Origin of the sequence: Leisingera aquaemixtae, from assembly GCF_001458395.1 — a bacterium.
Taxonomy (GTDB): Bacteria; Pseudomonadota; Alphaproteobacteria; order Rhodobacterales; family Rhodobacteraceae; genus Leisingera; species Leisingera aquaemixtae.
On record NZ_CYSR01000027.1, the window covers coordinates 1 to 26,135 of the forward strand.

Consider the following 26,135-nt stretch of genomic DNA (forward strand, 5'->3'; position numbering starts at 1 on the left):
TGATCTGCTGAATGATCGCGTCCTGCCATTCCACGATGAACACGACCTGCCGGTGCTGCGGATCATGACGGACCGGGGCACGGAATACTGCGGCCGGGCCGACAAGCACGACTACCAGCTCTTCCTGGCCATCAATGACATCGACCACACCAAGACCAAGGTGAAATCGCCCCAGACCAACGGCATCTGCGAGCGGTTCCACAAGACCATTTTGCAGGAGTTCTATCAGGTCGCGTTCCGCAAAAAGCTCTACGACAGCATCGGTGCGCTGCAAACGGACCTCGACGAATGGCTGCATAACTACAACCACCAACGCACTCATCAGGGCAAAATGTGTTGCGGCAGAACGCCGTTCCAGACCATGATTGAAGGCAAGCAGATCTGGAAGGAAAAGTTCGTGAACTGAACTTGGCCTGACAGACGCCGCCGGAAAAACGGCCAACTGTCAGATCACATCTGAACCACTACAGTATATGCGCCGCGCAACTTCACGATAATCGTACCCCAAACGCCCAAACTTATGAAATGATGATGCTGGAAACGACCGAAAACTCACTGTCCCTCTACCTGTATATGTCGTATCCGCTCCAGACCGGCCGGCATTGCCGCTTAGCGCTGCCTCAATATCCACTTTTGTCATCTCACGCCCGATTACAGCAGCCCGATTACGTGCCTTCAGGTCGTTTAACAGGTACATTGACCCCACCTCCTTTGACCAATGAGGTTTCACAATGAGAGTATGCATCGAACGTAGCCCACATTCGACTAAATGCTGGATCAGCCTCAGTTCACCATCATTGATACCGAAGGATAGCCTGCCACCTCGATCCATCGGAAATTTGTGCTTGATTTCGAAATGCCAGAGCTGGTTTTCACTGAGGAAAACGCGATCAACATTCCAGACGTGACGAAACCAAGGCTGAATCCCCCAATTCAAGAAAATCCGCGAGAGCACAACATTTACACCCAGCTCCGACCCATGCCGCTCGGAAAGATAGCCCCAGAAACTCTGATTAATCCGGTTGCGATCTCGTACCTCGTTCTGGATCTTCGAAAATGAGCTGCCGGTCCGGCGTCCGGTGACGCTTGTCACTTCTTGCAAGGGAAGTTTTTCCCCGCGGAGCTCTCCATCAATGCATTTAATAGCAACGAACTCACCTTCGAGAAATTCGACAAACCACACAGGCATGCGAGAGTTTAGCGCTTGAAGATATCGGCCCAACCCATTGCCACGACTGCGCGCCCATACAAAAGCAGCAACACCTGCGTTCTGACCTGGAAGGCTCACCACTGCGGTGTCTACATCGACCAATTGAAACGTTTGACCTGTTTCCTCAGTCAAGGACAAGAGATATTGATCGAAGCAACTTTCGAAAACCAAGCCTTCGATGAGCTGGTGTTTATCCTCAGATAGAATGCGGGCGCATGTACCGTGATCTCTGAGGTCCAGGTCCTTCAATAAGCCAAATGGTGTCTGCATAAGTCTGTCTTGGGTACGCCGCTCACAAAGTATCAGCAGATATTTCATGGCAAAATCAGGGACGCAACCCAAGGCTGTTCTATGTTATTGACGAAATCACTGACAATCGGCGTGGAGCTTTGGCTCTGAAGCAGATTTGGTGCAGACCAATATGCCAAGGGCCATATTTCGGAGGGCTTTGGATGAGGTTGCCGATGGCGTCACAGTTTTAACGGCGAGATTTCCTGCCGACAGGTCTCAAGGCCAATCGGCCGAGGTTGTCGGGAGCACGGTCCGGATCCACTCCCATACCGCCAAAGCCGCGTCGCTGTGCCGCGCTGCGGCACGGTTTACGCCACGTTCACAGCAGGTACCGTCGCCGACCTGCCGATCTTCCTGCGCATGGCCGGAAGGTGGAACTGGTCCCGTGATGCCCGCGGGCCGTAGGCCGCCGCTTCGAGGCCGCGTTCCTAAATCTTGCGCACTGTCTTGCGGTCACAGCCAATTTTCCGCGCAATCGCGGAATTTCTGAGACCCTGTTTCTTCAGATCATGGATCAAAACGATCTCCCTCAGCCCCACTACCTGCCTGCCCCTGTCACTCTCTGTTTGGAGCATCATGCCCCGCCGCTCATGGCTGGGGATTTTTCAAACGGCGGATTTTGGGGAGATTACGTCCGGCGATTACAGTGCATGGCCGTCCGGGAAACCGGACGGCAGCCAAAGCCAAGGGTGCTCAGCTTCAATCGAGCAAACTCTTGAAGAAAGACAGCGGCCCGGCGCTCAACAAGCTGCGGTCAAGAAAGCCGTTCCAAGCTTCGCAACTGGTCTCTGGTAAGAACACGCAATTGTGACAGGCCGCGTGGTTTCCGTTCGAGCCACTCCGCGCCACCCCCTCGGAACAGAGCGGATCAGCGGAGCAGAGCTCATGGTCAGCCAGCGCCTGCAATACCAGTTGTTCCATCCTCGCCGGTCGTGCCTGCCGTGAAAGCCCGCCCATCGTTCCGTCTGCGTCTGGCGTCGAGGTGTAGATTAGAAGTCCCGCCATGTCCGGCCCGACATACAGGCGTTCACGCAATGCACTTGAAGAATAGCCGCTGTCGAGTGACAGGCGCGCGATGAGTGCATGCGCCAGGGTGTGGACCAGCATGTATCGCGCGTTGAGTTGGGACGGCGCACCATCCGCCTGCTTCCCCTCGGCTCGAGCCGTGTCCATGTGTGTTTGAATGAGCCGCTGAAGGTGCTCGACCACATCCGGCCGCCCCTCCCAGTTGGCAATGGCCTCGAGGTTCAGCGAGAGGAACACGCCTTCACCATGCATCGTAACCGCCGGCAACCATGACAGGTCAGACCGGGACAGCGGTACCGCATCCGGGTTGCCGCCAACCTGCGCCTTCAGCCTCGTGAACCCCGTCAAGGCCCGCACTTCCCGCAAGCGTTCTACCGAAGAAATCCAGGAAATCATTTCTGAGAATACGTCGGGCACAGGTTGTTGACGGTTCAGCAGGGTCAGCGCGTTTTCGTCGGAAGATGACGTGTCAGTCAGCAGCATCCGGAACTCGTCGCTTCGAAGGTTCTCTTCGGTCCCCAAATTGTCTTTCTTCATCTCCTTGAAACGACGGGCGATTTCCTCTGCACTCTCGGTGCCGTCCCAATTCGGCAGGACCTTCTTCTTGATGAAGGCGATCATCATGTCCTCGTCATCAAGGAAATCGAGCATGTCGATAAAGTCCGTGATCTTTTCCCTGAAGGGCACCTTCCAGTCCGGAAGAGTGATCGCGCTCTGCTCGATCGAGAAGTAGACATTGCTTGCGCCCCGCTGAGTGATTCGCGGCGCGGCCTCGCATCCAGTCTCGCGAACGCCAAACCACGGCCTGCCGCCTCGACACGCATGGTTCGGAATACCCTTGGGCGAGAATGCCTCAGCCATGGAACGCCCCGCACCGCAGGACTTGCAGGTCAGCAGCAGTCCGCCAATGCCGGCGCCGACCGTCTTCAACGCCAAGACTGGCTGGGAACATCCGGTCTCGTGCGTCAGCCACGACGTCCAGGGGAAATCGTCGAGGTGGCCATTCTCGCAAATCGTGACGAAACGGACAGGCACTACCGCAGGTTTGCCACGGCATTGGCCGCAATGCAGGCTGTCGCCGTTCCGCGAGGGTGACCATTGCCCGGAACGGTTGATGACATGGCACCTGGGACAGGAGAGCCAGTCGGGAAAGCGTTCGATCGGAAGCACACGGTCTTTGGTCTGTCCGTCCTTAAGGTAGGTTCCGACTGGGGGTGCCCTGAAATGATCGACGCCCAAAAACGCCTCGAGGCGTGGTTCCCGAACGATATCCTGCTTGTAGCCGCCTTTTGTGTAGGCCTCCCAGGCTTCCAGGCCTTGCATGACCCCTGAAAGCAGTGCTCCGCTTCCGGGCAACCGGAAGTCGACAATTGCCCCCGGACCGAAAGTCGAGATGATCTGGCTGCGGCGGATGCTGCCGACATTCTTGCTCATTGGATTTCCTCAGCCTCCGACGACGCAATTTCCTTGATGACGAAGCCTGTTGATGGCTCGACTGCGCGCAACGTTCCCGGAGTGGCCCGTGCGAGCCCCTTGGTGAATCCGGATGCATTCGATGTCGCCTGTGCGTCAGCCGAGACCAGCAGAGCGTTGTCCGACCAGTTGTCCCAGTATTTCGGCAGCGATCCGCGACGCAACCAAAGTTCCAAGAATTTATCGAGTTCATGGCGGGCGGCGGCGGCTTCACCCGGGTCTACGTTGGATATCCGCTGACATATCATCTCGATCAGTGCTTTGAGTTCGGCCTTGTGTTTCGCCGCGGCCGACGGTGTGTCCAGCATGCCTGGCACCAAGTGCCGCGCCATGGCAACGAAGGGAGCATGGAGCGCCTTGTCGCGCGCCCTCGGTGCGAAGGGAGTTACCCCCGTCGCTTCTACATCCCGATAGAGGGCACCATGCCAGGTCGGGAAGGTCTCATAGCGGCTTCGGTCGCGGGACTTGCTTGCGTTGTAGAGCGTCACGACCAGCCCAGGCACCTTTCCGCGCCCGACACGGCTCGTCGCCTGGATGTATTCTGCGATGGTCTTTGGCTGACCGTTCACCAGCATTAAGCCCAGACGCCCGACGTCGAGACCGACCGAGATCATGTTTGACGCGAGTACGACATCAGCCGCCTCGCCGCTGTCTCGGGTTGCATCCAGTTCCAAGAGCTTTTCACGGATCTCGTCAGACTTGACCCGACTCGTCAGTTCGGTCGGCGGATGAAGGTGGCGGGGCTCTTCGTCACGCCGTGCCGAAACCAGTTCGAGGCCGTGTGTGACGTCGTCCTGCATTATAATCGACGCACTGCCGAGTTCGCGCAATGAGTTGAAGTAGCCGACGAGGGTCCAGTAGTGATCCTCCTCCACGCTGGAGAATGAAGGATCGGCAGCCGCCTGGAGGAGCGACGACGCGATGGCCTGATAGATGTAGCTGCCGGTGCGGCCCGCCGTGGTAATGCCCAAGTACAGCCGAGCGGGGCTGTCCTCTTCGACACAGGCAAAGCCTGAATTGGAATGATGCAATCCTGGTGGTGGAAATTGCATGACAGTGCGGTCGAACAGGTTCAGTACCTGATCCGCCGCGCGCCGGATCGTGGCCGTTGAGCCAATGACCTTTGGCCGTCGGTCGTCTCTGGTACACATTGCGTCGATGGCCGTCTCAAACAGGCCCGCCATGCTGCCCAAGGGGCCGGAGATGAGGTGCAGTTCATCTTGGATAATGAGGTCAGGCGGCAGGCGCCCAGCGTCACCAAGTCCGAAGAGACGACCGGTTTCTTTCTTCGTCACGATTTGGACGAACTTGTCTGCTGTTCCCAGAAGCAGCGTCGGAAGCTCGCGGTAGATGTCCTCGTCGACAGTCCAGAACGGAAGGTGATCGCGCGCCTGGCCCGATCTGCATGTGGTGTCGCGACAGCATGCATGGATCCGGTCGCCGCTTTCAGCTATGTTCCAGTCCAACTGTGACCCACAGTCCGGACAATGTTCGATCTGTGCCGGGGAGCCGGTTTTTTTCGACTCAATTACCTTGTTCGGTGTCGTGTCCCTGCCGACCCAGAGGCCGATGGAGATGGGCGCACCTTGCGCGAGTGACGGTGGAATGCTGATACCGGGGCAGTCACAGTCGCCTGTCCGCAACAAATCGCAGGCGAGGATCATTGCTGCAGCCCGCTGGAACTGCTGTGCCGTCAACAGCCGCAACGTGTAACGCATCAACACGGTTACGCCATCCGTTTCCTTTGCGCCCTGCTGGCGACGAAGGAAAATTGTGTAGGCGGTCAACAGAAGATAGGCTTCTGTCTTGCCACCTCCGGTGGGGAACCAAAGAAGGTCCATCACACCTCGTTCCGGGTGATCCCTATCTCCTGTAGATGCCATGCAAAGAAGGACGAAGGCCATCTGAAACGGCCGCCATACCAGCGGAGAAACTTGGGAGTCCCGTTTCCGCTTCCATTCGTTCTGCTGCCACAGTGCGCGATTGGCGAGACGGAATGCGAGCATCTCTGGCCCATCTTTCTTGAGGAGATCGACGCCCCCTCGCATCCTCTTGAGCACGTTCCGACACTCATCCATATGTCGGCTCGCCGTTTTCTGAAACGTTGATAGCAGTGTGCCCACCTCGGGCTCACGGGCCGAAATCCAGTCGTCGTAACATGCGCAGAGCTCTTCGAGCGCAGCACATACATCAGCAGCGGGCGCAACGGACAGCCACTCGGACCCCAAGGCTCCCTCCAGCTTCGTCGCAACGAGCTTTGCAAAGTAGGTTGGATCTCCCTCCAGGCCGGGCGACCTGACCAGCGTTGACGGCAGCCACTCGGTCGAGAGCCTTACCGTTCCATCCGGAAGATTTTCGCTTCGGATAGAGCACGTGTGTCCAGCACCATAGTCCGGCGCATCGCGATACAGCAGTGCCGCTGTGGCGCGGTCTTCGTCGGGCACCCGCTGCAACGGATCCGGGCGTGGAACGATAGCGGCAAAATCCGGATCGGCTTCGACGCTAAACCCGACCTGATGCAGGTTTCCAACATCCCGAAATCCGCGCTCAGGTATGTCTGGCATCACGTTCTGGTTCAGAAGGATAATCGTTACAAGGTACAGGTCGCCATGCCTGCGAGCGCGCAGCCAGAGAGCCAAATCCGGGATGTCAGGGACATCGTATTTACCGTCCCTGTCGCCAGGAAGTTCGATGGACATCAGTGCCGTCAGGGGCTTTCGTGTCCAGTCAAGACGCGGCCGACCATCTTCGGATTCGGCACGTGGACTGGCCTCGTACCGGGATGCCGAGATGTCCAGGCTTAGCAGGACATTTTCGCCATCGTTGGGGCGCACCGCGAATGACAGTCCAGCCGAGCTTGGGCGAAACGTGTCCGGCGGCACGCGGGAACCAGCATCATCTTCCTCATCAGATGCAAATACCGCGCCCTCCGTCTCATCTGCCCTATGGGGGCTTTTCTGGGCAAAGAGGATGCCGGTCATGTAGATTTCTGACGGGCTGTCATGCAGGATCTCGTTTACGGAAAGAGGTCCCATCAGATCCTGTCTGAGGCGCTCGACCATACGCTGGCGTGCAGCGTCTGCGACGTTACCTGTCATTTTCAATTCCCTCATTTCCAATGCTTCGCGCAACGCCCTGAAGCACCGGCAGCAAAGCCACCGCATTGATTCTGCCGTCGCTCCGACGGTCAACAACCGTTGATGCCCCGACAACCCGAATGGTGCCAGAAGCGATACCTCCCCTCGTGGCTTCGATATGATCGAGGCCATCAGCCAGCGTTCCTTGCACCTCGGCCAAAGGCTCTCCACCTTCGGAGACGAGATGCCAAGGCGCGCCCTCGGTAAGCGCAGCCCTCCGGAACGAGCAGCTCGGTTGCCGGAATGCTGCTTCCCAGACAGACAGGGCCGGTGCGACCCCGGAAAGAGGGCGTAAACCCTCCGTGCCGGACAAAAGAAGGCCTCCAGAACTGCCGCGCAACCATCGGCTGCCGTTCCGCCCGGGCCGAACAATGGCTGATTGCGCTCTGCCAAGATAAAGGTTCGTTGACGCCCTTGTCGCACCTACGAATAGAACCCGGGCTTCCTCCTGCCAGTCGACATCGTCACCAGATGGAACAGGTGGCAGCATGAGGAGGACGTTTGACGCCTCTCGGCCTTTCGCACCGTGGATCGAACCCAGCAACGGACCTGCGGTGCCGACATGATCACATGTATGTTCCACCGGTTTCCGATCAATTGTTTCGCCGATGTCCTGTAGGCGCGTCGCAGGTCCATTCCCGAGGGCTTGGAGGTCGGAGAGCACGTCCTCTTCGGACAGCTCGAAAGGCGCAGGGTGAAGGCTTGCAAGTCGCCGTCGCACATGCTCGAGACGAACTGTCGAGCCGGGAGCAAGTCCAGCACAGATCGCGCCCAACAGAGGATTGCAAACCGTGGTCTGGCCAGAAAGTTTCAGGCGATGCGTACGGGCGGCCCGCGTCAACCGAACTGAAGCTGCCTCTGTTGCGGCGCGTCCCCGAAATAGGATCAGGCTGTCATCCCGCCACGGGAACACCGGCCCGGTCAGGCTCACGTTCGGGTCCGTCGCCACATCCTCGAGCATGTCCCGGAGTTCGAGGTAAGTCGAACGCGGGTCACCTCCGGCCTCAAGCAAAGCCCGGGCATACCCAAAGAACTGTCGCAAGGCGGCCGACCTTGTCCGATGGTTCGCGGTCAATTGGCGGCCTTCCCAACCGCGTCCATCCCGAAGGTCGGCGTGAAGGGATCCTCCGCCCTCTTTGTCACCCGCCCACGATCCGTAGATTGCCTGTGCACTGTCGCCCAGTATAGTGACGCCGACGCTCGCAGGTAGGGCGTCGATCATGGCGTGGCAGAACATCCGCCGTTCGCCGACGATATCCTGCGCCTCGTCAATCACCAGATGCGCTATGTGCGACAGCTGATCCAGCATGGCCTGCTCACCTTCAGCGATCGACTTGCGCGCGGTGCGGATGATCCGCTCATGTCCGCCGGGAGGGGCATCGCCGAGTGTCGTCACAAGGTTCCACGCCAGCGAGTCGATGGTCCCGCACATGACGCCGCCCGAGTAGGTATGTTCGCCCAAGGTGTCTGATATACGACGACCCACCTCTTCCGCTGCGACCCGGGTGAACGTGATGATTCGGATACGTGCGGGAGAAAGCCCCTGCTGCACAAGATGGATGACGCGTTCGGTGGCCGTGTGTGTCTTGCCGCTGCCGGGCCCCGCTGTGACGATCTGCCGAGCGCTTGCGGGGCGCTCGATGACGGCTGACTGCGACAAATCGGCGGCATTTTCCTCTGCCCGAGGCCGAGGAAAATGCTCGCGCAACCAGGTTGATGCGTTCTCAGGGACCGGCTGGCCAGGCACGACGCCAGCCAGACACAGTACGCGTGTTACTGCATCAGAGGGCCCAGCATCCAAGGACCAGACACACGTATCCAGAATCTGCCATAGACCGGCAACATCAGCATCGGAAAGTTGCCCGACCAAATCGAAGAAACTGACTGCATCGGTCGGAACCAGATCCGTTTCGCGTAATAGTCCATGAGGCTCGCCTTGCGACGGATCGCCACCCAGTAGGATGCATCGGTCCCCTTTGCACAGTACCGACACCGCTCGCCGTTTGACGAGGACCCTGTCACCGTAGGACCGGCCGGAACCGAGATCGCCACACTTCACCAGCGCGGATACGACAACTTCGGCCTGCCGCTTTGCTTCTGTTTCAGCCATTCCGTCGGCAACGGCAGCGGCGCTCAGACCTGTGATTGCCCGCGATGCAGCCACGGCGCCCAGATCAAAAAGATCCCTGCGCAACTGTGCCGCGAGTTTCTGTCCCAGGGCGAGAGTGTACAAGGTATCGGCATCGGTATTTTGCATTCCGCGTTCTACTCGACCTAAAGTAATGACACGCCTATTGAAAAGTGCCTCGAACCGCTCCAATCATGTGCCATATTATTGGCGTCTGCGTGACGAAATGAAAAGATGAATGACTTGATCGCCGGTGAAAATCTGCTGGCGCAGATTTTTTCAGATCTGTCCCGGCAACGGGACGGTAGAAATATCTACCTGATAGAGCACGGGCTTGACCGCGACAAAATCGAGGAATTGCTATACCTTGTCGGCCTTAGGGCCGGGCTGCACCAATTCACGAAACAGGCCTGGCAAGACTTCCCACTGTCGCTATGTGTGACCGTGACCGAAATTGGCTATGAATACAGGGGAACCGGAACTGACTTCTGGCCAATGATTGAATCAGCAATCAATGTCGAAATCCCAATCCCACAACGTGGTGTGATCTCCGATTTGTTCCGGGACTGCGCCAGACGCTTCGGAACAGTGCGACCACTTGACGATGCGTGGTCCTCGGTCTTCCCACACATTGCATGGCCGATCCGCAATGCCATGGTTCCCCGTGAAGTCCACGGCCCCTTGGCACGCCTTGTCAGGGAATTCCTGAGCCAGACCCGAAGCATGAGCGTGACCCGGACCATGCTGCCTGGCCTTTGGGAACTCGCGCGCGGCTTCGATTCCCGACGACTTGAGTCCTGGCTCCAGGATGATGACCTTGCGCTCGCGGTGATCGGCCATCTCGTCACTGGACGGGCGGGCGACCTGAGCATGGAACCCGGTTTCATGCAGCGTCTCAGTGAAGACCTCCGCTCCGAGAGCGAAGTTAGACGCCTCGAACGCGCCATTAAAGCTCGGCGGCTTGCCCGGTATCAGGGGCTGGGAAACCTTCCCAAGGCAACCTACGAGCTTCTGCTTGATGAGGCTGAAGCATACGGTCTGGCCGTCAGGGGGCCGTGCCTCACCCCCGCAGAAATCGAAGCCGTCAGGTCCGAGCTCGATACTCCATTGTCTAATTTAACCGTAACCGTCGGAGCGAGATCCACGACACTCGAGCGTTTCCTCAGTGGCGATGCCGTCTTCATCGGGCGGCCCATTAGCGAGGTTCCTCAACCGCAAGTCACCGGAATTGATGAGCCCGAATGGTTGGAAGCCGTCATCGTTCCTGCTCAAGGTCTGCTCTTCCGAGATGAAGGTGACGACGGGTACCAGACGCAACTCAGACCCACTGACAGGGTGACTTCGGGATTGTCATTCTACGAACTGGTTCTTGAAGGGCTAACCTCCAATGAATGGGGAGACGGGCTGTACCATTTTGTGAGCGGAACTCCGGAGGGCGATGACGTGCTGGCCAGGCATGGGATCCATGTCAAAGCCGAGCCTCTTATTGATTTTCTCGGAGGCCTGACCCTACAAAATGACGCAGCCACCGTGAGTCAGGCTTTTGGACGCCCGGTTCAGGCGCGGACCAGGATCCCAGTTGCGATCATCGCAGAGCGCCTTGACCAGTCGGAGAGCATTGAGTTCCGGCTTGATGACGACCGTTGGCACACATTGCCGATGACAGAGGGGATCTGGACCCTATCCCCAATCGACACCTCGAAGGCCCCACCAATCGATCTTGTGTTCCGCGATATCGAGCCACCAGCCCCCGTGACCCTGTCTCTTCAACCGAATGGCATTGGCCTTTTGGAAATCGCGCGCGGAGCTGGTGTGCTGCATCTCTCGACGCCGATCACATTACACGATGTCGACATTGACATCATGCTGGAATCCAGTGACGGCCAATCCAAAACTGTGCGCATCCGCACACCGGGCTCGCCCACGAGGATCACATTTGACCAACCCGAGTTCTCCGAATTCCGGTCCGCGGCACGTCTTTGGACCGGAGGTGGAATGCATGCCCGTCTGCGGGTCCATGCAGAAGAGCTGGACGCCCGATCTTGGATCTTGGCGGCACCGGAGCCGGAATGGAAGTATGATCGCCGAAGCAGAAAGTGGATAAGGGAAGGCCAGGAACCGGTGGAATCGCTGGTCTGCGATCCCGTGACATCGTGTACCACTTTTCTGCTAAGCAGTCCGTTCTCCACCAATCTGTCGTCGGGATATGGGCTCCTACGCCCGACCGCATCGAGCGATGCTGCGTTGCGAAGTTGCGTGCTGGAAGAGCCGGAAGCGGGCACGATCCTTGAAGGACTGCCCCATTGTGTTGGAGATCAAATTCTTCGCCTCGCGGAAACCCAGGATGATGCCTGCGGCTTGACCAACGGGTTTGAAGCTTATCTCAGTTGGAGCCTCGCCAAGGCTAAAACCGCGATTGGCGAAAGCCTCAGATCGAACGCCTGCCGATGCCTTGAGGATCGGCTGGTCGCCGCGCTCTGCGGTGATCTCTGGATAAACACGGAAAAATCCTGTCGCGGCCTGGGAACCGGTTTCCACCGGCGGTTGGTCGCAGAAGCCTTGAGGGCAGGTCTCGCTTGTGACACCACCGCTTTCTCGCCGCTGAACGAGGATGAGAAGCTTGAGTTGACCGGCTTTCTGGAGGACGGCTTTCGACGCGCTTTGCCCGCACCAGATCTCATCGTCATTCCCGACGGCGAGATGTGGCCGGAAATGGACGATGCGGTTATTGACGCGTGGGAGCGGCTTTCGAAGAAGGCTACATCCAACGGCACTTCGGAGCTCGAATTCGACGCAGGTAACGCCGATGGAAGCTGGCAGAAAGTCGTGGTCCGCGCCCGTGATGCGGCCCGCCTTCCTGAGTTGACCGCGCTCCTGCTACCATCAAAGCGCGCTGCCAACCTCGAAAGGGTTCTGTATGAAAGCAGCCACCTGGACGATCTGATCGCCGCCCTTGTTTCCAGCCACGCAGACGCTCAGTCCCGCAGCGGTCGGTGGATTGCCCCTGCTGACCTGCGCGCCCTGTTGTATCTGTTCCTTGCCCCGGAACGCGTCATGGATGACCCAGAATGGCGGGGCAGATTGCTGCGTTTCGGGGCGGACCGTTTCACTGCACGCGCCGTGCGATATACAGCCCTGCGCTACCGTGCGATGGCGAGAAATGGCCTTTCATGAACACCCTTCATCTCACACAATCGGGTTTTCACGCCCTTGAGCGCTTGGTCGCAGCCGAATCTTGGGAGATGGGTGGAGCCCTTGGCGTCGCGGCTGACCCCTATCCGCATCAGATAGAAAACCTGCGCCGCATCCTTGCTGATACGGAAATCCGCCACCTGCTTGCTGATGAGGTAGGCATGGGCAAGACAGTGCAGGCATTGATGGTCCTGAACGTCCTGCGACGGCGCGATCCGTCGCTGAGGGTAGCAGTCGTCGCTCCGGAGCGGATCTGCTATCAGTGGCAGGTCGAACTGTCAGCTCGTGGACACATCGCAGCCCGCATTCTTTCAGACGCAGATGAAGCCGAGGAACACCCGGATGGCGAAGGCCACGTCCATCTGATCAAGGCTGACATGATCCGCAGACAACCGGCACGCCCTTCGCCGGAAGACTATGACATGCTGATCGTGGACGAGATCCACGCCATGAACCTTGACGACGCAGCTTTCCTTTCCAGCCTTTGCCGTGAGCGCCGTGATGCTCCTCGGTTCAGGCATGTGCTTTTGTTGACTGCAACGCCGCGACTTGGAAATCCTTCTTGGGCGCGTGCTGTCATCGGCGCCATCGAACCCGAACGCACAGAAATCGCCAGTATTCTCGGCCTCGAACCCCTCGACTTTCTTGCTGAAGACGCCGCTGCGGCGCAGGAACGTGTGTTGGACGGAACCCTTTCGGCTGAGGCGTACAAGACGGCGTTCGCGGGAGATCGCCGAATCCTGCGCCAGACACGCACCCAATGGCCGGGCATTGCGCCGTTGAGAAAGGTGCACACTGTCCGAACCGCGCCTTCCGATGCCGAGATGCCGAAGATCTTGCTGCAAAACGCAGTCTGTCGCGACGGTCGGGACAACCCTCTCGAGTCAGCACCATGGCTGCAGTGCCGTCAGATGTTCCGCGCTGCATCCAGTTTGCGCGACGTGCTGCGCCACCGGACGTTCTCGGCGCATTCGGAGCTGCGCGACGAGGTGGAAACGACCCTTTCTCGCAATCCCGGCAATGCGCTGTTTGATGATCTCTGCGATGTATTGCTTGGCTTCTGGCGCAGGGACCCTGAGCGGCGTATCATCATTGTCGCAGGAGACACGCCAACCGTGGATATGCTGGAACGGCGCCTGACCGACATGTTCCCGCACCTTTCAGACGACGGCTTCGCGACCATGCGCGGTCGCCACAACACGGATATGGTGGACGTTGTGGGGGCAATTCAGAGCCAGGCGACGGTGCTGATCATGGAGGAGTTCGTCGAAGCGGGTCTCAACCTGCACAACTTTGCCGCCGACATGATCTTCTTCAATCTTCCATGGCAGGCAGCGCGGATCGACCAACTCATCGGCCGTCTCGACCGGCTGCGTTCCGGCGGGCTCAGCGCCTACTTGAAGTGTCGGAGCGTGGGCACCATCGGTATATGGCGGATGGTCGTCGCCGGCTCGGCAGATGAAAGGGTACTCGAGGCGCTCGACCTCCTTGACGTCTTCGAACATCCCTTACCTTACCTCGATGAAGCGCTGTCCCAACGCATCGACAGGATCATCGCTGATGCGGCGGCGGGACGGGCTGACTTCAGGGAGGCTGCTGTTGCACTGAAAGAGGAGCTTTCCTTCGGTCTGAAGGCGTCGGCAGTAAGTGCTCCCTTGGTCGAACCAGAGGGCGAAGATGAAATCACCAAGATCGTAGACAGCATTCGTGCTGCGGAGCATGCGGGGAATGCTTGGCTGCGCCTCCTGCACGCGAGTGGTGCGTTGAAAGGCGGATTTCCGAAAGCCAACGATGGCGAGCGCGTCGCGACACTATCATTGCCGGAACTCGTGGAAATCTGCCCTTACAACCTTGGTGCAATGACGACGCGGGAAACCGAGGTATTTCGGTGGCGTCGGGACCGACTAGGACGGCCACCAAAAAAGGACGTCATCCTGCCAAGGGATCGGCGGGGCAAACGTGCGCGTTTTTTCTCGACAGGCGATGAATTGCACGACGACCTGGTCCTTCAGGCTTACAATGCGTCCAGAACCCAAACCGTTTCTCCAGTACCTGTTGGTGTCTATTTGTCCGAGGAAGCGTTGGCGGCAAATTTGGTCGGCAAGACGCTGCTCCTCGTTCGCACCGCCTGTAGACCATCGCTGATCCAGGATCGGAAACTCAAGGCCGGCGAAGACAACTCTCCTGCCGTCCGGATAGGACGCGCTGCTGACCGTCGCTGGATGTCCACACTGTTTCCGGACACAGTCAGGACCCGGTGCATTGTGGTCTCTGATGATGGCGAGGTACAAGTCGGTTCGGACAAAATCATTCGGGCCCTCCTGAGCGAAGAGTGCAGACCGACAACGAACCGGCAGATTCAAAAGACTCTTCAGCCGTTCCACGCAGCCCAGAAATTTATCACCGTTCTTGAACGGAAAATGGCGCAAGAGGAGCGCCAGCGCCTTGCCACTTTGCGCGATGCGGCGTTGATCGCGCTTTCGGATAGAAGGCAGATCCTCACGTCCGAAACCGAGACTTACGTTCGATGGAAGCTGCGCAGAATCGAACAGCTGCGGTCACGCAATATTCAGGACCAGCAACAAATCCAGATGAACGAAGGGCAGATTGCCGCTGAACAGCGACGCATGGAAACGCGTATCGCAGGGATGACCGATCGGTTGCGGCTTCTGGAGGACGGAGTACTGCGACACTCGGAGCATCTGTCGCCGGAAACCTTGATGATACTTGTTAGAGTGCTGCCGCAGGACCATCTCGGAAACTGAACACCCAGCCCGAGGCACCGGGGCCGGAGTAGACTTTCCCTGCAACACAGTATGTGGTCAAAGGATCGGCACGATCCCGCGACAGGTCCAGATGGCCGCTTGGCCTTTGGTGAAGCGGAAATGGTTTCCACGCGAGTACCCGTCACAGAACCTGTAGGGTAAGTTGTAGTGGTTCAGATGTGATCTGACAGTTGGCCGTTTTTCCGGCGGCGTCTGTCAGGCCAAGTTCAGTTCACGAACTTTTCCTTCCAGATCTGCTTGCCTTCAATCATGGTCTGGAACGGCGTTCTGCCGCAACACATTTTGCCCTGATGAGTGCGTTGGTGGTTGTAGTTATGCAGCCATTCGTCGAGGTCCGTTTGCAGCGCACCGATGCTGTCGTAGAGCTTTTTGCGGAACGCGACCTGATAGAACTCCTGCAAAATGGTCTTGTGGAACCGCTCGCAGATGCCGTTGGTCTGGGGCGATTTCACCTTGGTCTTGGTGTGGTCGATGTCATTGATGGCCAGGAAGAGCTGGTAGTCGTGCTTGTCGGCCCGGCCGCAGTATTCCGTGCCCCGGTCCGTCATGATCCGCAGCACCGGCAGGTCGTGTTCATCGTGGAATGGCAGGACGCGATCCCCGGCCGCGCAAAGGGCAGGCTGCACGAGAGACCAGTCCTTGAACTTCATTGCGTCACGCAATGCCTGGTTCTCGGCCTTGAGGGCCGCAATTCTTTCATCGATTTCCTGGTCGGACAGGGCTGTCTCTGAATTCTGCTCCTGCAGGATGCGATTGAGATCCTTTCGCAGTATTGCTTTCAGCAGAGCCTCTGCTTCACTCGGCGAAATCTCATTTTGTTTCAGGGCGTCCACGATTTCCGGTTCCTTCTGCTCGTAGACCGCGAGCAGGCTTCCGGCCCGCACCACGGCGTCGAGCGGGAACTCGGTACGTAAAGAGAGACGCAAAAACCGGTTTGATACGCCGCCAGAAATTTTTCGGGGCAGGCGTTTCATGAAATAAAACGTACGGCCGCGGCGCATGAGATAAGGGCCGGCGCGGGTGCGTCCCCGGGCGCGGTATCCGATTTTGGAACTGGAGGGGTGTATCCCACCCTGTATCCCATCGTCAGCAGACTGGGATACACGGCGAGTGCAAGGGAGCGATTTTCCCTTGTTTTCCTGAGTTTTCAGAGAAAGTTGGCTGGGGTGGTAGGATTCGAACCTACGGTACACGGTACCAAAAACCGCTGCCTTACCACTTGGCTACACCCCATCGGTGAGGCGCTGTCTAAAGTTTGTTGCGGGGGCGTGCAAGAGGGTTTTTGAAAAAAAATGCAGTTCTTCTCCAAAGGCCCGCAAATAACCCGCCGGCAGGTCTCTGAAGGACCTTGCAGCCAGAGGGTGCCGGGCAGGAAACGGGAATGAATATAAGGAGTTGCCAGCTCCTATGCGATGGTTTTCGGGGTGTGCTCCGGTCCCGGGAGCGGCGCCATCGGGGGCGGGAAGGGCGGGGTGCGGCCGGAGAAATGCGGCGCCGGCCCCATCATGGGCTGGCGCCGGTCGCGGCCGCCTCAGGAGCCCCAAATGGCCTGATGCGCTTCCTCGCCGCTTTCGAAGATATGCGGCTGCACACTGCGGCTGGCGAGCTCGCCCTGCATCTTCAGGCGCATGAAGGCGCTGGTGGTATAATGAGCGATCGAGGCGCTGTTCCTGTCCAGCGTTTCGCCGACTGAGGCGGCATAGTCGTCCTGCAGATCCTCGGCGATGCGGAAGCCGTTCTGGTTCATCACCATATTCACGTCCCGGCCGCTCCGGGCGAAGGCGTCCTGCAGCACGCGGGCCAGATCCTCGACGTCCTGCTTCTTGCGAACGGTCCAGCCTTCGAGGTTGAGGAACATGGTGTGGCGGGCGGCGTCATAGGTGACGCGTTCGGAAAGGTTGAGGTTCAACAGGTCTTTCATCAGCCCCATAGGCTCCTCCCGGAAGATGCGCGCATCCATCAGGGTGACGTTTTCGATGATCGGCTTGAACTCCATCTGATCCAGAATGTCGCGCTGCAGGTCGATGCCGGGGGCGATCTCGATCAGCTCAAGCCCCTTGGGGGTCAGCTGCAGTACGCAGCGTTCGGTCACGTAAAGCACCGGCTGCGAGCGCTGCGAGGCGTAAGGCCCGGAAAAGGTGATCTGTTCGATCAGCCGCACGAATTTCTTGTTGCGGCCTTCCTGAACGATGCGCAGCTCGCCGTTTTCCACCGCAACCTTCAACCCGCCCGCAGTGAAGGTGCCGGCAAAGACCACGGCGCGGGAGTTCTGCGAGATGTTGATGAAGCCGCCGCAGCCGTTCAGGCGGCCGCCGAAGCGGGAGGCGTTGACGCTGCCCTCGGCGTCGCATTCCGCCATGCCGAGGCAAGTGAGGTCCAGCCCGCCGCCATCGTAGAAATCGAACATCTGGTTCTGGTCGATGATGGCGTCAGCATTGGCGGAGGAGCCGAAGCTGGAGCCGCCTGCCAGCACTCCGCCAACGGCGCCGGCCTCGGTGGTCAGGGTGATGTAGGGGGTGGCCTTTTCCTCGTTGGCCACAGCCGCGACACCGTCGGGCGCACCAACGCCGAGGTTCACGGCACCGTTGGGCGGCAGCTCAAAGGCGGCGCGGCGGGCGATGATCTTGCGCTGGTCCAGCGGCATCTTGGGGATGCCACCCAATGGCACCCGGATTTCGCCGGAGAGCGCCGGATTGTGCTGCACGCCGTAATTCATCCGGTGCATCTCCGGGTCATCGGCGACACAGACGCAGTCCACCAGCAGGCCGGGGATCTTCACGTCCTTGGGTTTGATCGAGCCGTCCTCGACGATGCGCTCCACCTGGGCGATGACGATGCCGCCGTTGTTGTGGGCCGCCATCGCCTGGGCCAGGCAGTCCAGCGTCAGCGCCTCGCGCTCCATGCTGATGTTGCCGGAGCGGTCGGCGCTGGTGCCGCGGATGAAGGCAACGTCGATCTTGGTGGCCTTGTAGAACAGCCAGTCTTCGCCATCGACCTGGACGTATTTGACGATGTCTTCTTCGGTCACCTTGTTGACCTTGCCGCCGCCGTGGCGCGGGTCGACATAGGTGTGCAGTCCGACCTTGGAGAACAGGCCGGGCTGGCCGGCGGCGCAGGCGCGGTAGAGCTGGGAGATCACCCCCTGCGGCAGGTTGTAGCCGCATATCTTGTTTTCCTGCGCGGCCTGGGCGACCTTGGGCATGCGGCCGAAATTGCCGGCGATCACCCGCCGCAGCAGGCCGTCGTGATGCAGTCGCCCGGTGCCCAGCCCCTTGCTGTCGCCGGCGCCGGCGCACATGATCAGGGTCAGGTCGCGGGGGGCGCCCTGGTCCAGAAACCGCTTTTCCAGCGCCGCGTGCAGCATCTCCGGGATGCAGCTTTGCACGAACCCGGTGGTGGTCACGACATCCCCGTCCCGGATCAGCGCCATCGCCTGTTCGGTGGTGGTTGTCTTGTCTTTCATGGCGGCGCGTCCTCCCCGATGCCGGTTGCCGTCCGGTCAGGATCGGTGTCCTGACGGCGGGATGATCGGGAATGTTAGGCCCGCGCGCAGGCGCGCCTGTCCTTCGATTGCGTCAGCGGACCGGGGACCTGCGACATCGGCCGGCGCTGGCTGGCGGAAAGTTTCCGATCGGCGCCTGCAATTTCCGCGCTGGGGGCTTTTTGTATACTGCGGCCGGCTGACGGGCTTAGAAAAAGCTTGCCCCGGCGTCCTGCCAGTCGCTTAGCGTGATACCTTCGAACGTCACGGAGCAGCCGTCCGCGAACGCAAAGACCAGCCCGTCGTCCGTGTCCATCGCCTGTGCGCTCCACGAATGCGGGCCGATGATTTTGGTCCGGTCGACGCCAAGCTCGAAGTCTGTAATCGTGTCCGCGCCTGATTTCCGGGTGTTGAACACGAAGCAGTCCGCGCCCTCACCGCCGGTCAGCACATCATTCCCCTTGCCGCCGGCAAGTGTGTCGTTTCCCGTGCCGGCTTCCAGGATGTCGCGGCCTGATCCGCCCCTCAGAACGTCATTGTGGCTGCCGCCTGACAGGAAGTCGGCTGCGCCGCCGCCCTTCAGCCTGTCCGCGCCGCTGCCGCCGTCCAGGCAATCGCTGCCCCGGTTTCCGGCCAGGATGTCCCTGCCGCCGCCCCCTTGCAGGTCGTCATCACCGGACTTGCCGGAGAGGACATCCGCACCCTTGCGGCCAAAGATGAAATCCTGCCCGGAGCCGCCGCTGAGAACATCATTGCCGGCAGTGCCCGCGATCCTGTCCATTGCGGCAAAGGCATCTTTTTGCAGGTTCTGAACATCCGTATTGCGCAGGATAACGTCTGACAGCGTCGTATCCCAAAGCGCCTTCAGCTCGTCTGCCGGGATGCCGTCGCGGCCCTCGCTCCAGAACGGGTCGCCATCGCGCAGCCGGGTAAATTGATCAATCATGACAAGCGAGAACGTCTGCCCCAGCAGCCCGCTGCCAAAGGCGTCCTCGGCCAGGCCGCCGATCCAGGCGTCCACGAGATCGGTATCGCCATAAGCCTCTTCCAGCTTGGCGGCCAGCACCGCGTCGGAGGTAATGTCAGAGAAGCGTTCCGCGCGCGGCAGGCCCAGAGCCTCGCGCAACTCATTATAGCTGGCCACGCCCATGTCGCGCCCGCGCTGGATGTTCAGCGCCGCCAGATCCAGCCCGCCCGCGCCCGGCGGCCCGAACAGGAAGGAGCGCACGTCCTCCACCACTTGGGTGTCGATGGCTTCGGAAGTCTGGGTGGCCGCCCCGCGCAGGACATTTTCGACCATGCCATTCTGGCTGACCAGATGCGGCTGAAAAAACGCATCGCGCAGCGCCAGCGGGTCCAGCTGGGTGCCGTTTTCGGTGACCCGCTGCAGGTTGGCCGACAGCAGGGTGTGCCCGAGCCGGTAGACGGCGCTGGAGAATTCGATCGCAATCCCCGGGTTCACATCCGGGTCATGGCCCTGGTAGGCGCCAAAGGCATTATCGCCCAGAAGGACCGGCAGAAACTCCTTGAAAGTGATGGCTTGCACCAGCGCTTCGACCCGGGCGCGGGCGGCCTCAAACAGCTGATCATCCGTCAGCGACGGATCCCTGTCCGCCAGTTCCTGGACCAGCCGGTTGTGTTCGCGGGTGAACAGCGTGTGCATCGATGTCAGCGCGACGTTTTCAGCGGCGCGGACATCGCCGGTCAGGAAACCGTCGCCTTCGAGGTTCAGAAACTGGTCCTCGGTCATCTTCAGTTTGCCGCCTTCGCCCCGCATCGCGGCAACCATCTCTGCGGTTGAGCCATAGATCATCGAGGCGTCGATGCAGGCGGTGATCTCATTGAGGAATTCACCGTTGTGCTGTTCCACCCGGGTGAACGGAATGATGGCGTTGCCGGTGCCGAAGGGATCAAAGAATGGATCGCCTGCCGGGACTTCTATATCTGCATGCTCGCCGCTCTCGGTGCCGGTCAGCGACAAGTCATGGTCCAGGAACTGGCCCCAGATCCAAAGAAAGTCTGATGCTCCGGCGGCGTTTGCCGTTTCTCCGGTTTGGGCTGACAGTATGTTGGACAGTTCGCGCGGGTTCAGCCGGTCCGCACCCGCCATTTCGCCATCCGGCCCCAGCCCGCTGCCCGCCAGTCTCAGCAGTTCCGTGCCGGTTGCGCCCCAGTCAGGATGGTCTGGATTTGCGGACGTGCCATCGGAGGGCCGTGCGGCCCCAATCTGTAAACTGGACATGTGATCCCCCAATCACTCGTAAAAAAACACTGTCACCGGAATTGCCGTCGCGCGGCCCGAAAGCGCTGTGCCCCCCGTGCCGCCGAACGCCGATATCCCCCGCACATGCACCCCTGCGGGACTGCAGGTTTCAGGTAGTGCTTCACGATTTCGTGTCAAACCGTGTGATCGCGTGATTGCGCGGCGCTGGCAGGGCAAGGCTGCCAAGGGGCAGCTGCCGCACGGAGCGGGGGAGGGTCAGGCTTGCCTGGCTTGCAGTGCGGCGCTCCCGGCGTCCGGGGTGCCTGTCCATTTGGCGATCTGATCCAGCAGTTCCTGCTTGCGCACGGGTTTGGACAGGAAGCCCACCATGCCCGCCGCGCGGCAGGCGGCCTCATCGGTGCTCAGCACATTGGCGGTCAGGGCCAGGATCGGGCAGGGCGCGCGGCCGTTCTCCTGCTCCCACGCCCGCAGCCGGCGGGTCGCCTCAAGCCCGTCCATCACCGGCATCGACATATCCATAAGCACCAGATCGAACGGCTGCGCCGCAAAGGTCTCGACCGCCTCCTGGCCGTTGCTGCAAATGGTCATCTGGATGCCGGACGGGCCGAGCATCTTCTTCAGAACCAGCTGGTTGGTGCGGTTGTCCTCCGCCACCAGCAGCCGCAGGCGGCTGAACCCTGTGCCCGCTGGCGCGGCTGCCGCAGCCAGCGCAGCCGGGGCAGCAGGCTCTGCGCCGGGCTGCAGCGCCTCTTGCAGCATCCGCAGCAGCACCCTGTTGCGGGCTGGTTTCATCAGCACGTGCAAGGTCCTGCACTGCTTGAGCGCCTGGTAGTCCGAGATCAGCCGGCTGCCGACGCAGAACACCACCGGCAGTTCCCGGCAGCCGGGCAGGCTGTGCAGCCGCTGGCACAGCTGTTTGGCCTGTTCCAGCGGCACGCTGTTTTCCACCAGCACCAGATCCGGCTGCTGTTGCCGGGCGGCCAGCGCTTCCACCTGCTCCAGCAGCTCTGCCGCCCCGGGCGGGACCATCGTGTCCGCCCCCCAGTAGGCCAGCTGGCGCAGCCGCACATCGCGCGAGAACGGCAGATCGGCCACCACGGCAACCCGTTTGCCGGCCAGCGGCCTGGAAGGTGCCGGTGACGGAGCCGCAACCGGCAGCGTCAGGCACACAGTGAAGCAGGAGCCCTTGCCGGCCTGCGAGACCACGTCGATGCGCCCGCCCATGGCCTGCGCCAGCCGCGACGAGATGGCCAGCCCCAGACCGGTGCCCTCAAAGCGCCGGGCGGTGGTGCTTTCGACCTGCTCGAAGGCGTGAAAGATCTGGCCGATGCTGTCTTCGGGGATGCCGACGCCTGTGTCGCGGACGTCGATGCACAGCGGAATGTTGTGGCTGGGATCGTAATTCAGCGTGATGCTGATATGGCCTTCCAGCGTGAATTTGACGGCATTGCCGACCAGGTTCATCAGGATCTGCCGCACCCGGCCGCTGTCGCCGATGAACTCCGGCGGCGTGTGCTCGGGGATGTCGATGCAGATTTCAACGCCCTTGGCGGTGGCGCTCGGCGACATCAGCGTGGCCACATCATAGATCAGATCGCGCAGGTTGAACGGCTGCTGCAGCATCTGCGCCTTGCCGGCCTCCAGCTTGGAAAAGTCGAGAATGTCATTGACGATACGCAGCAGCGCCTCGGAGGAGGCGAGGATCGTGCTGGTGCAGGAGGTCTGCTCCGGGGTCAGCCGGGTTTCGTTCAGCACCTCAGCCATGCCCAGAACGCCGTTGATCGGGGTGCGAATTTCATGGCTCATGGTGGCCAGGAAACGGGACTTCGTCTCCGTTGCGGCCTCTGCGCGGGCCTTTTCCTGCTGCAGACGCTCGGCAATCCGCTTCTTTTCCTGCAGGCTCGCGGCCAGCGTGTCGAGCGCTGCGAATACGGCGCGGATCTCGTCTTCGGCCTTTGGCCGGCCGGATTGCTCGCCGCTGGCCAGCCGCTGCAGCTTGGCGGCGGCCGATTGGATCGCCGCTGAAATGGCGTGGGCCTTGCGCATCGAAAATATCAGCGCCGCGGCCATGATCAGCGCGGTACCGGTCAGCCCGAGCACAAAGATGCGGGACAGCGCCTGGTTGGTTGCCGCCACGGTCTGCTCCGCGTGCGCCGCCGCAAGGGCGGTCACCAGCGCGGCCTGCCGGGTGACGGCTTCGCTGCTCATCATCAGCGCGCTGAGCGTGGGGATCTCTTGGGCCGGTTTGATGCTGAGCAGAACCACTGCCATCTGGCACCATTCCGCCAGCGCCTGGTTCAATGCTTCAGCTTCACCGCGGAGCGGCGCCGGAAGGGGCTGCTGCAGCAGGGCGCTCAGATCGCGGTTGATGACCTGAAGATGCGCCTGGAATTCGGCGGCGACGCCCTCCTGCGGGATCAGCCGGGTCATCGCCAGCACGTCCTGGGCATAGGTTTGGGCGGCAGTGATGCCGGTGCTGACGCTGCTGGTGCGGCGGGTGACTTCCAGGGCGGCCTCCAGCACGGCGTCCTTGCGGCTGGACGCATAGACCGCCATGCCGCCGACCAGCAGCACAGCAAACAGCGCCGCAACCGTAATCACAAGAACCGGCAGGACGATGGATCGCTTGATGATCATGAACGGATGCCTTCAGCCGCGCGCATCAATTGGCCGGCAGGATCGGGGTGGGCACATTGGTTTCATTGTCCGTCAGTGTCTCAAGAAAGGCGATCAGGTCTGCAATGTCGCCCTCGCTGGCGGCAAACCCCTTGATGTCCGTATGCCGCTCAATTCCCGCCGCGCCGCCATCGGCGTAATGGCGGAGGACCGCAGGCAGCGACGGCAGCGAGCCGTCGTGCATATAGGGCGCCCGCAAGGCGATGTTGCGCAGGCCCGGGGTCTTGAAGCGGAAGTACCCGGCGGGATCCTGCGGTGACACGCCGCCGCTGCCCAGGTCCGAGGCAGGCAGGCCGATGTCGTGCATTTTGTTGTCGGTGAACATCCAGCCGGAATGGCAGGAAACGCAATTTGCCCGCCCGGTGAACAGCGCAAAGCCGCGTTTGGCGGCCTCCGGCACTGCGGCGTCATCGCCGCTGACCCAGCGGTCAAAACCGGCAACGCCGCTGACAATGGTGCGCTGATAGGTGGCGAGGGCGGTGAGGATGGTTTCCTTGCGGATGCCCTGGCCGGGAAACAGCCGCTCGAACCAGGCCTTGTATTCGGTCACTGCCGTCAGGCGGGCGGTAATGTCCTCAAAACTCGCGTTCATCTCATCCGGGGCGGTGATCGGCCCCACTGCCTGTTCCTCCAGGCTGGCCGCGCGCCCGTCCCAGAACAGCGGCGTGATCCAGGCAGCATTCAGGATCGTCGGCGCATGGCGGTGCACGGGGTTGTCGGCGGCGCCGATCGCCTTGGGTACCGGAGTTTCCCAGCCGAAAGAGGGGTTGTGGCAGCTGGAGCAACTGATGTTCTGTGCGCCGGACAGGCGCGGGTCGAAGAACAGCATCTTGCCAAGGGTGGCAATTCCGCGGTCATAGGGCGCGTTCTCCGGAAACGGCACGGTATCCGGACGCCGGAACGCATCGAGCCCGGCGGGTTGCGCCAGGCTCTGGACGGCCCAAAACAGCAGCGGCACCACGGCGGCGGCAGCTTTCCACTGCATTCAGGACCTCCTCTTGCAATCCATTCCTACCTATCCGGAATGGCAGCTTCTGAGAAGGCCGTTAATTTTACGTGAGCCATGCATGTTTGCTGTGTCAGAGGAGGCGGGCATCCGCCCGGTTTCATGGCTTGCCGGACACTTTCTTGGGGCCGATGCGCCGCGTGATCAGCCAGGGGCCGGTCTTCAGGACCATCAAAGCAAATCCTGCGGTCCACACCACGGCGGAAACCGTGATCCCGTCCCAACCCGCGGCAAGCTCTGCACTTCCCGCAAGACGCAGGGCGGCCGCGCCCAGCAGCAGCATGAAGGCAAGCGTCAGGGCCGGGCCTGCCACCAGCGGGCGGCCGCTGTGACCCATGGTGGCGCGCATCATCACTGCAAGGGTCATGCCGCCGATGGCGCCGATGCCCAGGATATGCGCCGCCGCCGCGGGCTGCAGCAGGCCGAAGGGCACGCCGCCCGCCGCGATCAGCCCCGCGGGCACCAGCGCATAGGCCAGGTGCAGCATCAGCAGCAGCGGATCCGGCAGGGTGGCAAGGCTGCGCCAGCGCGCCAGCCGCAGCAGGTGCAGCAGGCCCGCGGCCAGCAGGAGCGCGCCGCTGACGGCGGCCCAGGGCGCTGCGGTCCAGGCCACCAGCGCCGCCGCGCCAAAGACCAGCGTCACCGCGTCGAACTTGCCAAAGGGCGCGAGCATTTTCGCAGCCCCCTGTTTCGCCAGCCAGTTGCGGGTGAAGCTGGGAATGATCCGCCCGCCGATCAGCATGATCAGAAAGATCAGAACCGCAATGCCCAGGCGGCGCGAGAGATCCGCCGCGCCTTCGGTCATCGCCTCAAGGTGAAAGCATAGGTTGGCGAGGCCCAGCAGGGTGACCGGCACCACAACCTTGAGGTTGCGCCAGTTTTCACCGGCGATGATCTCGCGCGCGATCATCGCGATGACGGCGGCCAGAAAAGCGCAGTCGACCAGCAATACCCCCAGCGCGGGCAGGTCCAGCCAGCCGGCCATCGCCAGCCGCCCCAGCAGCCACAGTCCGGAAAGCAGCGCCAGCGGCCAGCCGCGGGTAGGCATCCGCCCGGTCCAGTTCGGCACCGCAGTGAACAAAAAGCCCGCAACCACGGCGGCGCCGTAGCCAAAGATCATCTCGTGAATGTGCCAGTCTGTTGCCAGGAACGGCCCGCTATACCCCAGGTCGCCGCGCCAGATCAGCAGCCAGGCAGGCACCGAAAGCAGGGCAAACAGGCAAGCACCCAGAAAGAACGGCCTGAAGCCGAAGGAAAATAGAACAGGTCCGGTATATTCGGTTCGCGCAGCCATGGTGGCCTCCTTGCGTCCGGTCAACGAAGGGCGGGCGGCACTGGTCAGGTGCCGCCCGCCGGTTCAGCGCAAGGGACGCAATCTTTCGCCGAACCCCGTGGATCAGCTCCGGCGGGCAGGGTCGAGGGAGGCTTCCCCGGTTCCGGGTGCCGGTTTTTCCCGCACGGTTGTTTCCTCTGGCCTCACTATGCGATAACGGCGGGGAGACCTC

12 protein-coding genes, 1 tRNA gene and 2 pseudogenes are annotated in these 26,135 nt (G+C 60.8%); 3 read left to right on the plus strand and 12 right to left on the minus strand.

The genetic code is table 11. The features are described from left to right. A partial coding sequence (locus PHA8399_RS12790) for an integrase core domain-containing protein (RefSeq protein ID WP_145977036.1) occupies positions 1–406 on the plus strand: 406 nt, incomplete at its 5' end. Between the two features lie 39 nt (positions 407–445). Here the strand turns inward: PHA8399_RS12790 and PHA8399_RS22345 are convergent. The 4 genes from PHA8399_RS22345 to PHA8399_RS12805 all read right to left on the minus strand — a co-directional run bounded on the left by PHA8399_RS22345 (position 446) and on the right by PHA8399_RS12805 (position 9,394). Continuing rightward, positions 446–1,528 carry a hypothetical protein gene (locus PHA8399_RS22345; protein ID WP_145977037.1) on the minus strand — a complete coding sequence of 361 codons (1,083 nt, stop codon included), beginning with the start codon at positions 1,526–1,528 and terminating at the stop codon, positions 446–448. Between the two features lie 672 nt (positions 1,529–2,200). Further along, positions 2,201–3,961 (minus strand): DUF1998 domain-containing protein, encoded by a 1,761-nt coding sequence (gene drmB, locus PHA8399_RS12795; RefSeq protein ID WP_058286535.1) that lies wholly within the window; start codon positions 3,959–3,961, stop codon positions 2,201–2,203. Further along, positions 3,958–7,098 (minus strand): helicase-related protein, encoded by a 3,141-nt coding sequence (locus PHA8399_RS12800; protein ID WP_208856305.1) that lies wholly within the window; start codon positions 7,096–7,098, stop codon positions 3,958–3,960. The genes drmB and PHA8399_RS12800 overlap by 4 nt, the downstream gene beginning before the upstream one ends. After that, positions 7,088–9,394 (minus strand): UvrD-helicase domain-containing protein, encoded by a 2,307-nt coding sequence (locus PHA8399_RS12805; protein ID WP_082649543.1) that lies wholly within the window; start codon positions 9,392–9,394, stop codon positions 7,088–7,090. The genes PHA8399_RS12800 and PHA8399_RS12805 overlap by 11 nt, the downstream gene beginning before the upstream one ends. Positions 9,395–9,499: 105 nt before the next feature. Between PHA8399_RS12805 and PHA8399_RS12810 the strand changes: the two genes are divergently transcribed. After that, on the plus strand, positions 9,500–12,439 hold the full coding sequence (locus PHA8399_RS12810; RefSeq protein WP_058286537.1) for a hypothetical protein: 2,940 nt from the start codon (positions 9,500–9,502) through the stop codon (positions 12,437–12,439). After that, positions 12,436–15,222 (plus strand): SNF2-related protein, encoded by a 2,787-nt coding sequence (locus PHA8399_RS12815; protein ID WP_058286538.1) that lies wholly within the window; start codon positions 12,436–12,438, stop codon positions 15,220–15,222. Before PHA8399_RS12810 ends, PHA8399_RS12815 begins: the two co-directional genes overlap by 4 nt. A gap of 227 nt (positions 15,223–15,449) precedes the next feature. Here the strand turns inward: PHA8399_RS12815 and PHA8399_RS12820 are convergent. From PHA8399_RS12820 to PHA8399_RS12850, 8 genes and pseudogenes are all read right to left on the minus strand, one after another. Next, positions 15,450–15,842 (minus strand): annotated as a pseudogene (locus PHA8399_RS12820) (integrase core domain-containing protein); the annotation flags it as partial. Between the two features lie 261 nt (positions 15,843–16,103). Continuing rightward, positions 16,104–16,244 (minus strand): annotated as a pseudogene (locus PHA8399_RS22920) (DUF6538 domain-containing protein); the annotation flags it as partial. A 157-nt stretch (positions 16,245–16,401) separates the two neighbouring features. Further along, positions 16,402–16,476, minus strand: a tRNA-Gln gene (locus PHA8399_RS12825). A 298-nt stretch (positions 16,477–16,774) separates the two neighbouring features. Then, positions 16,775–18,706 carry an acyl CoA:acetate/3-ketoacid CoA transferase gene (locus PHA8399_RS12830; protein WP_058286539.1) on the minus strand — a complete coding sequence of 644 codons (1,932 nt, stop codon included), beginning with the start codon at positions 18,704–18,706 and terminating at the stop codon, positions 16,775–16,777. Between the two features lie 226 nt (positions 18,707–18,932). After that, entirely contained in the window at positions 18,933–20,966 is a 2,034-nt protein-coding gene (locus PHA8399_RS12835) for a peroxidase family protein (protein WP_082649544.1), read from the minus strand. Positions 20,967–21,203: 237 nt separating this feature from the next. After that, entirely contained in the window at positions 21,204–23,585 is a 2,382-nt protein-coding gene (locus PHA8399_RS12840) for a hybrid sensor histidine kinase/response regulator (RefSeq protein WP_058286541.1), read from the minus strand. A 25-nt stretch (positions 23,586–23,610) separates the two neighbouring features. Further along, positions 23,611–24,609 carry a cytochrome-c peroxidase gene (locus tag PHA8399_RS12845; RefSeq protein ID WP_058286542.1) on the minus strand — a complete coding sequence of 333 codons (999 nt, stop codon included), beginning with the start codon at positions 24,607–24,609 and terminating at the stop codon, positions 23,611–23,613. Positions 24,610–24,730: 121 nt separating this feature from the next. After that, positions 24,731–25,924, minus strand: a complete 1,194-nt coding sequence (locus PHA8399_RS12850; protein WP_058286543.1) for an NnrS family protein — start codon at positions 25,922–25,924, stop codon at positions 24,731–24,733. Positions 25,925–26,135 lie beyond the last annotated feature (211 nt).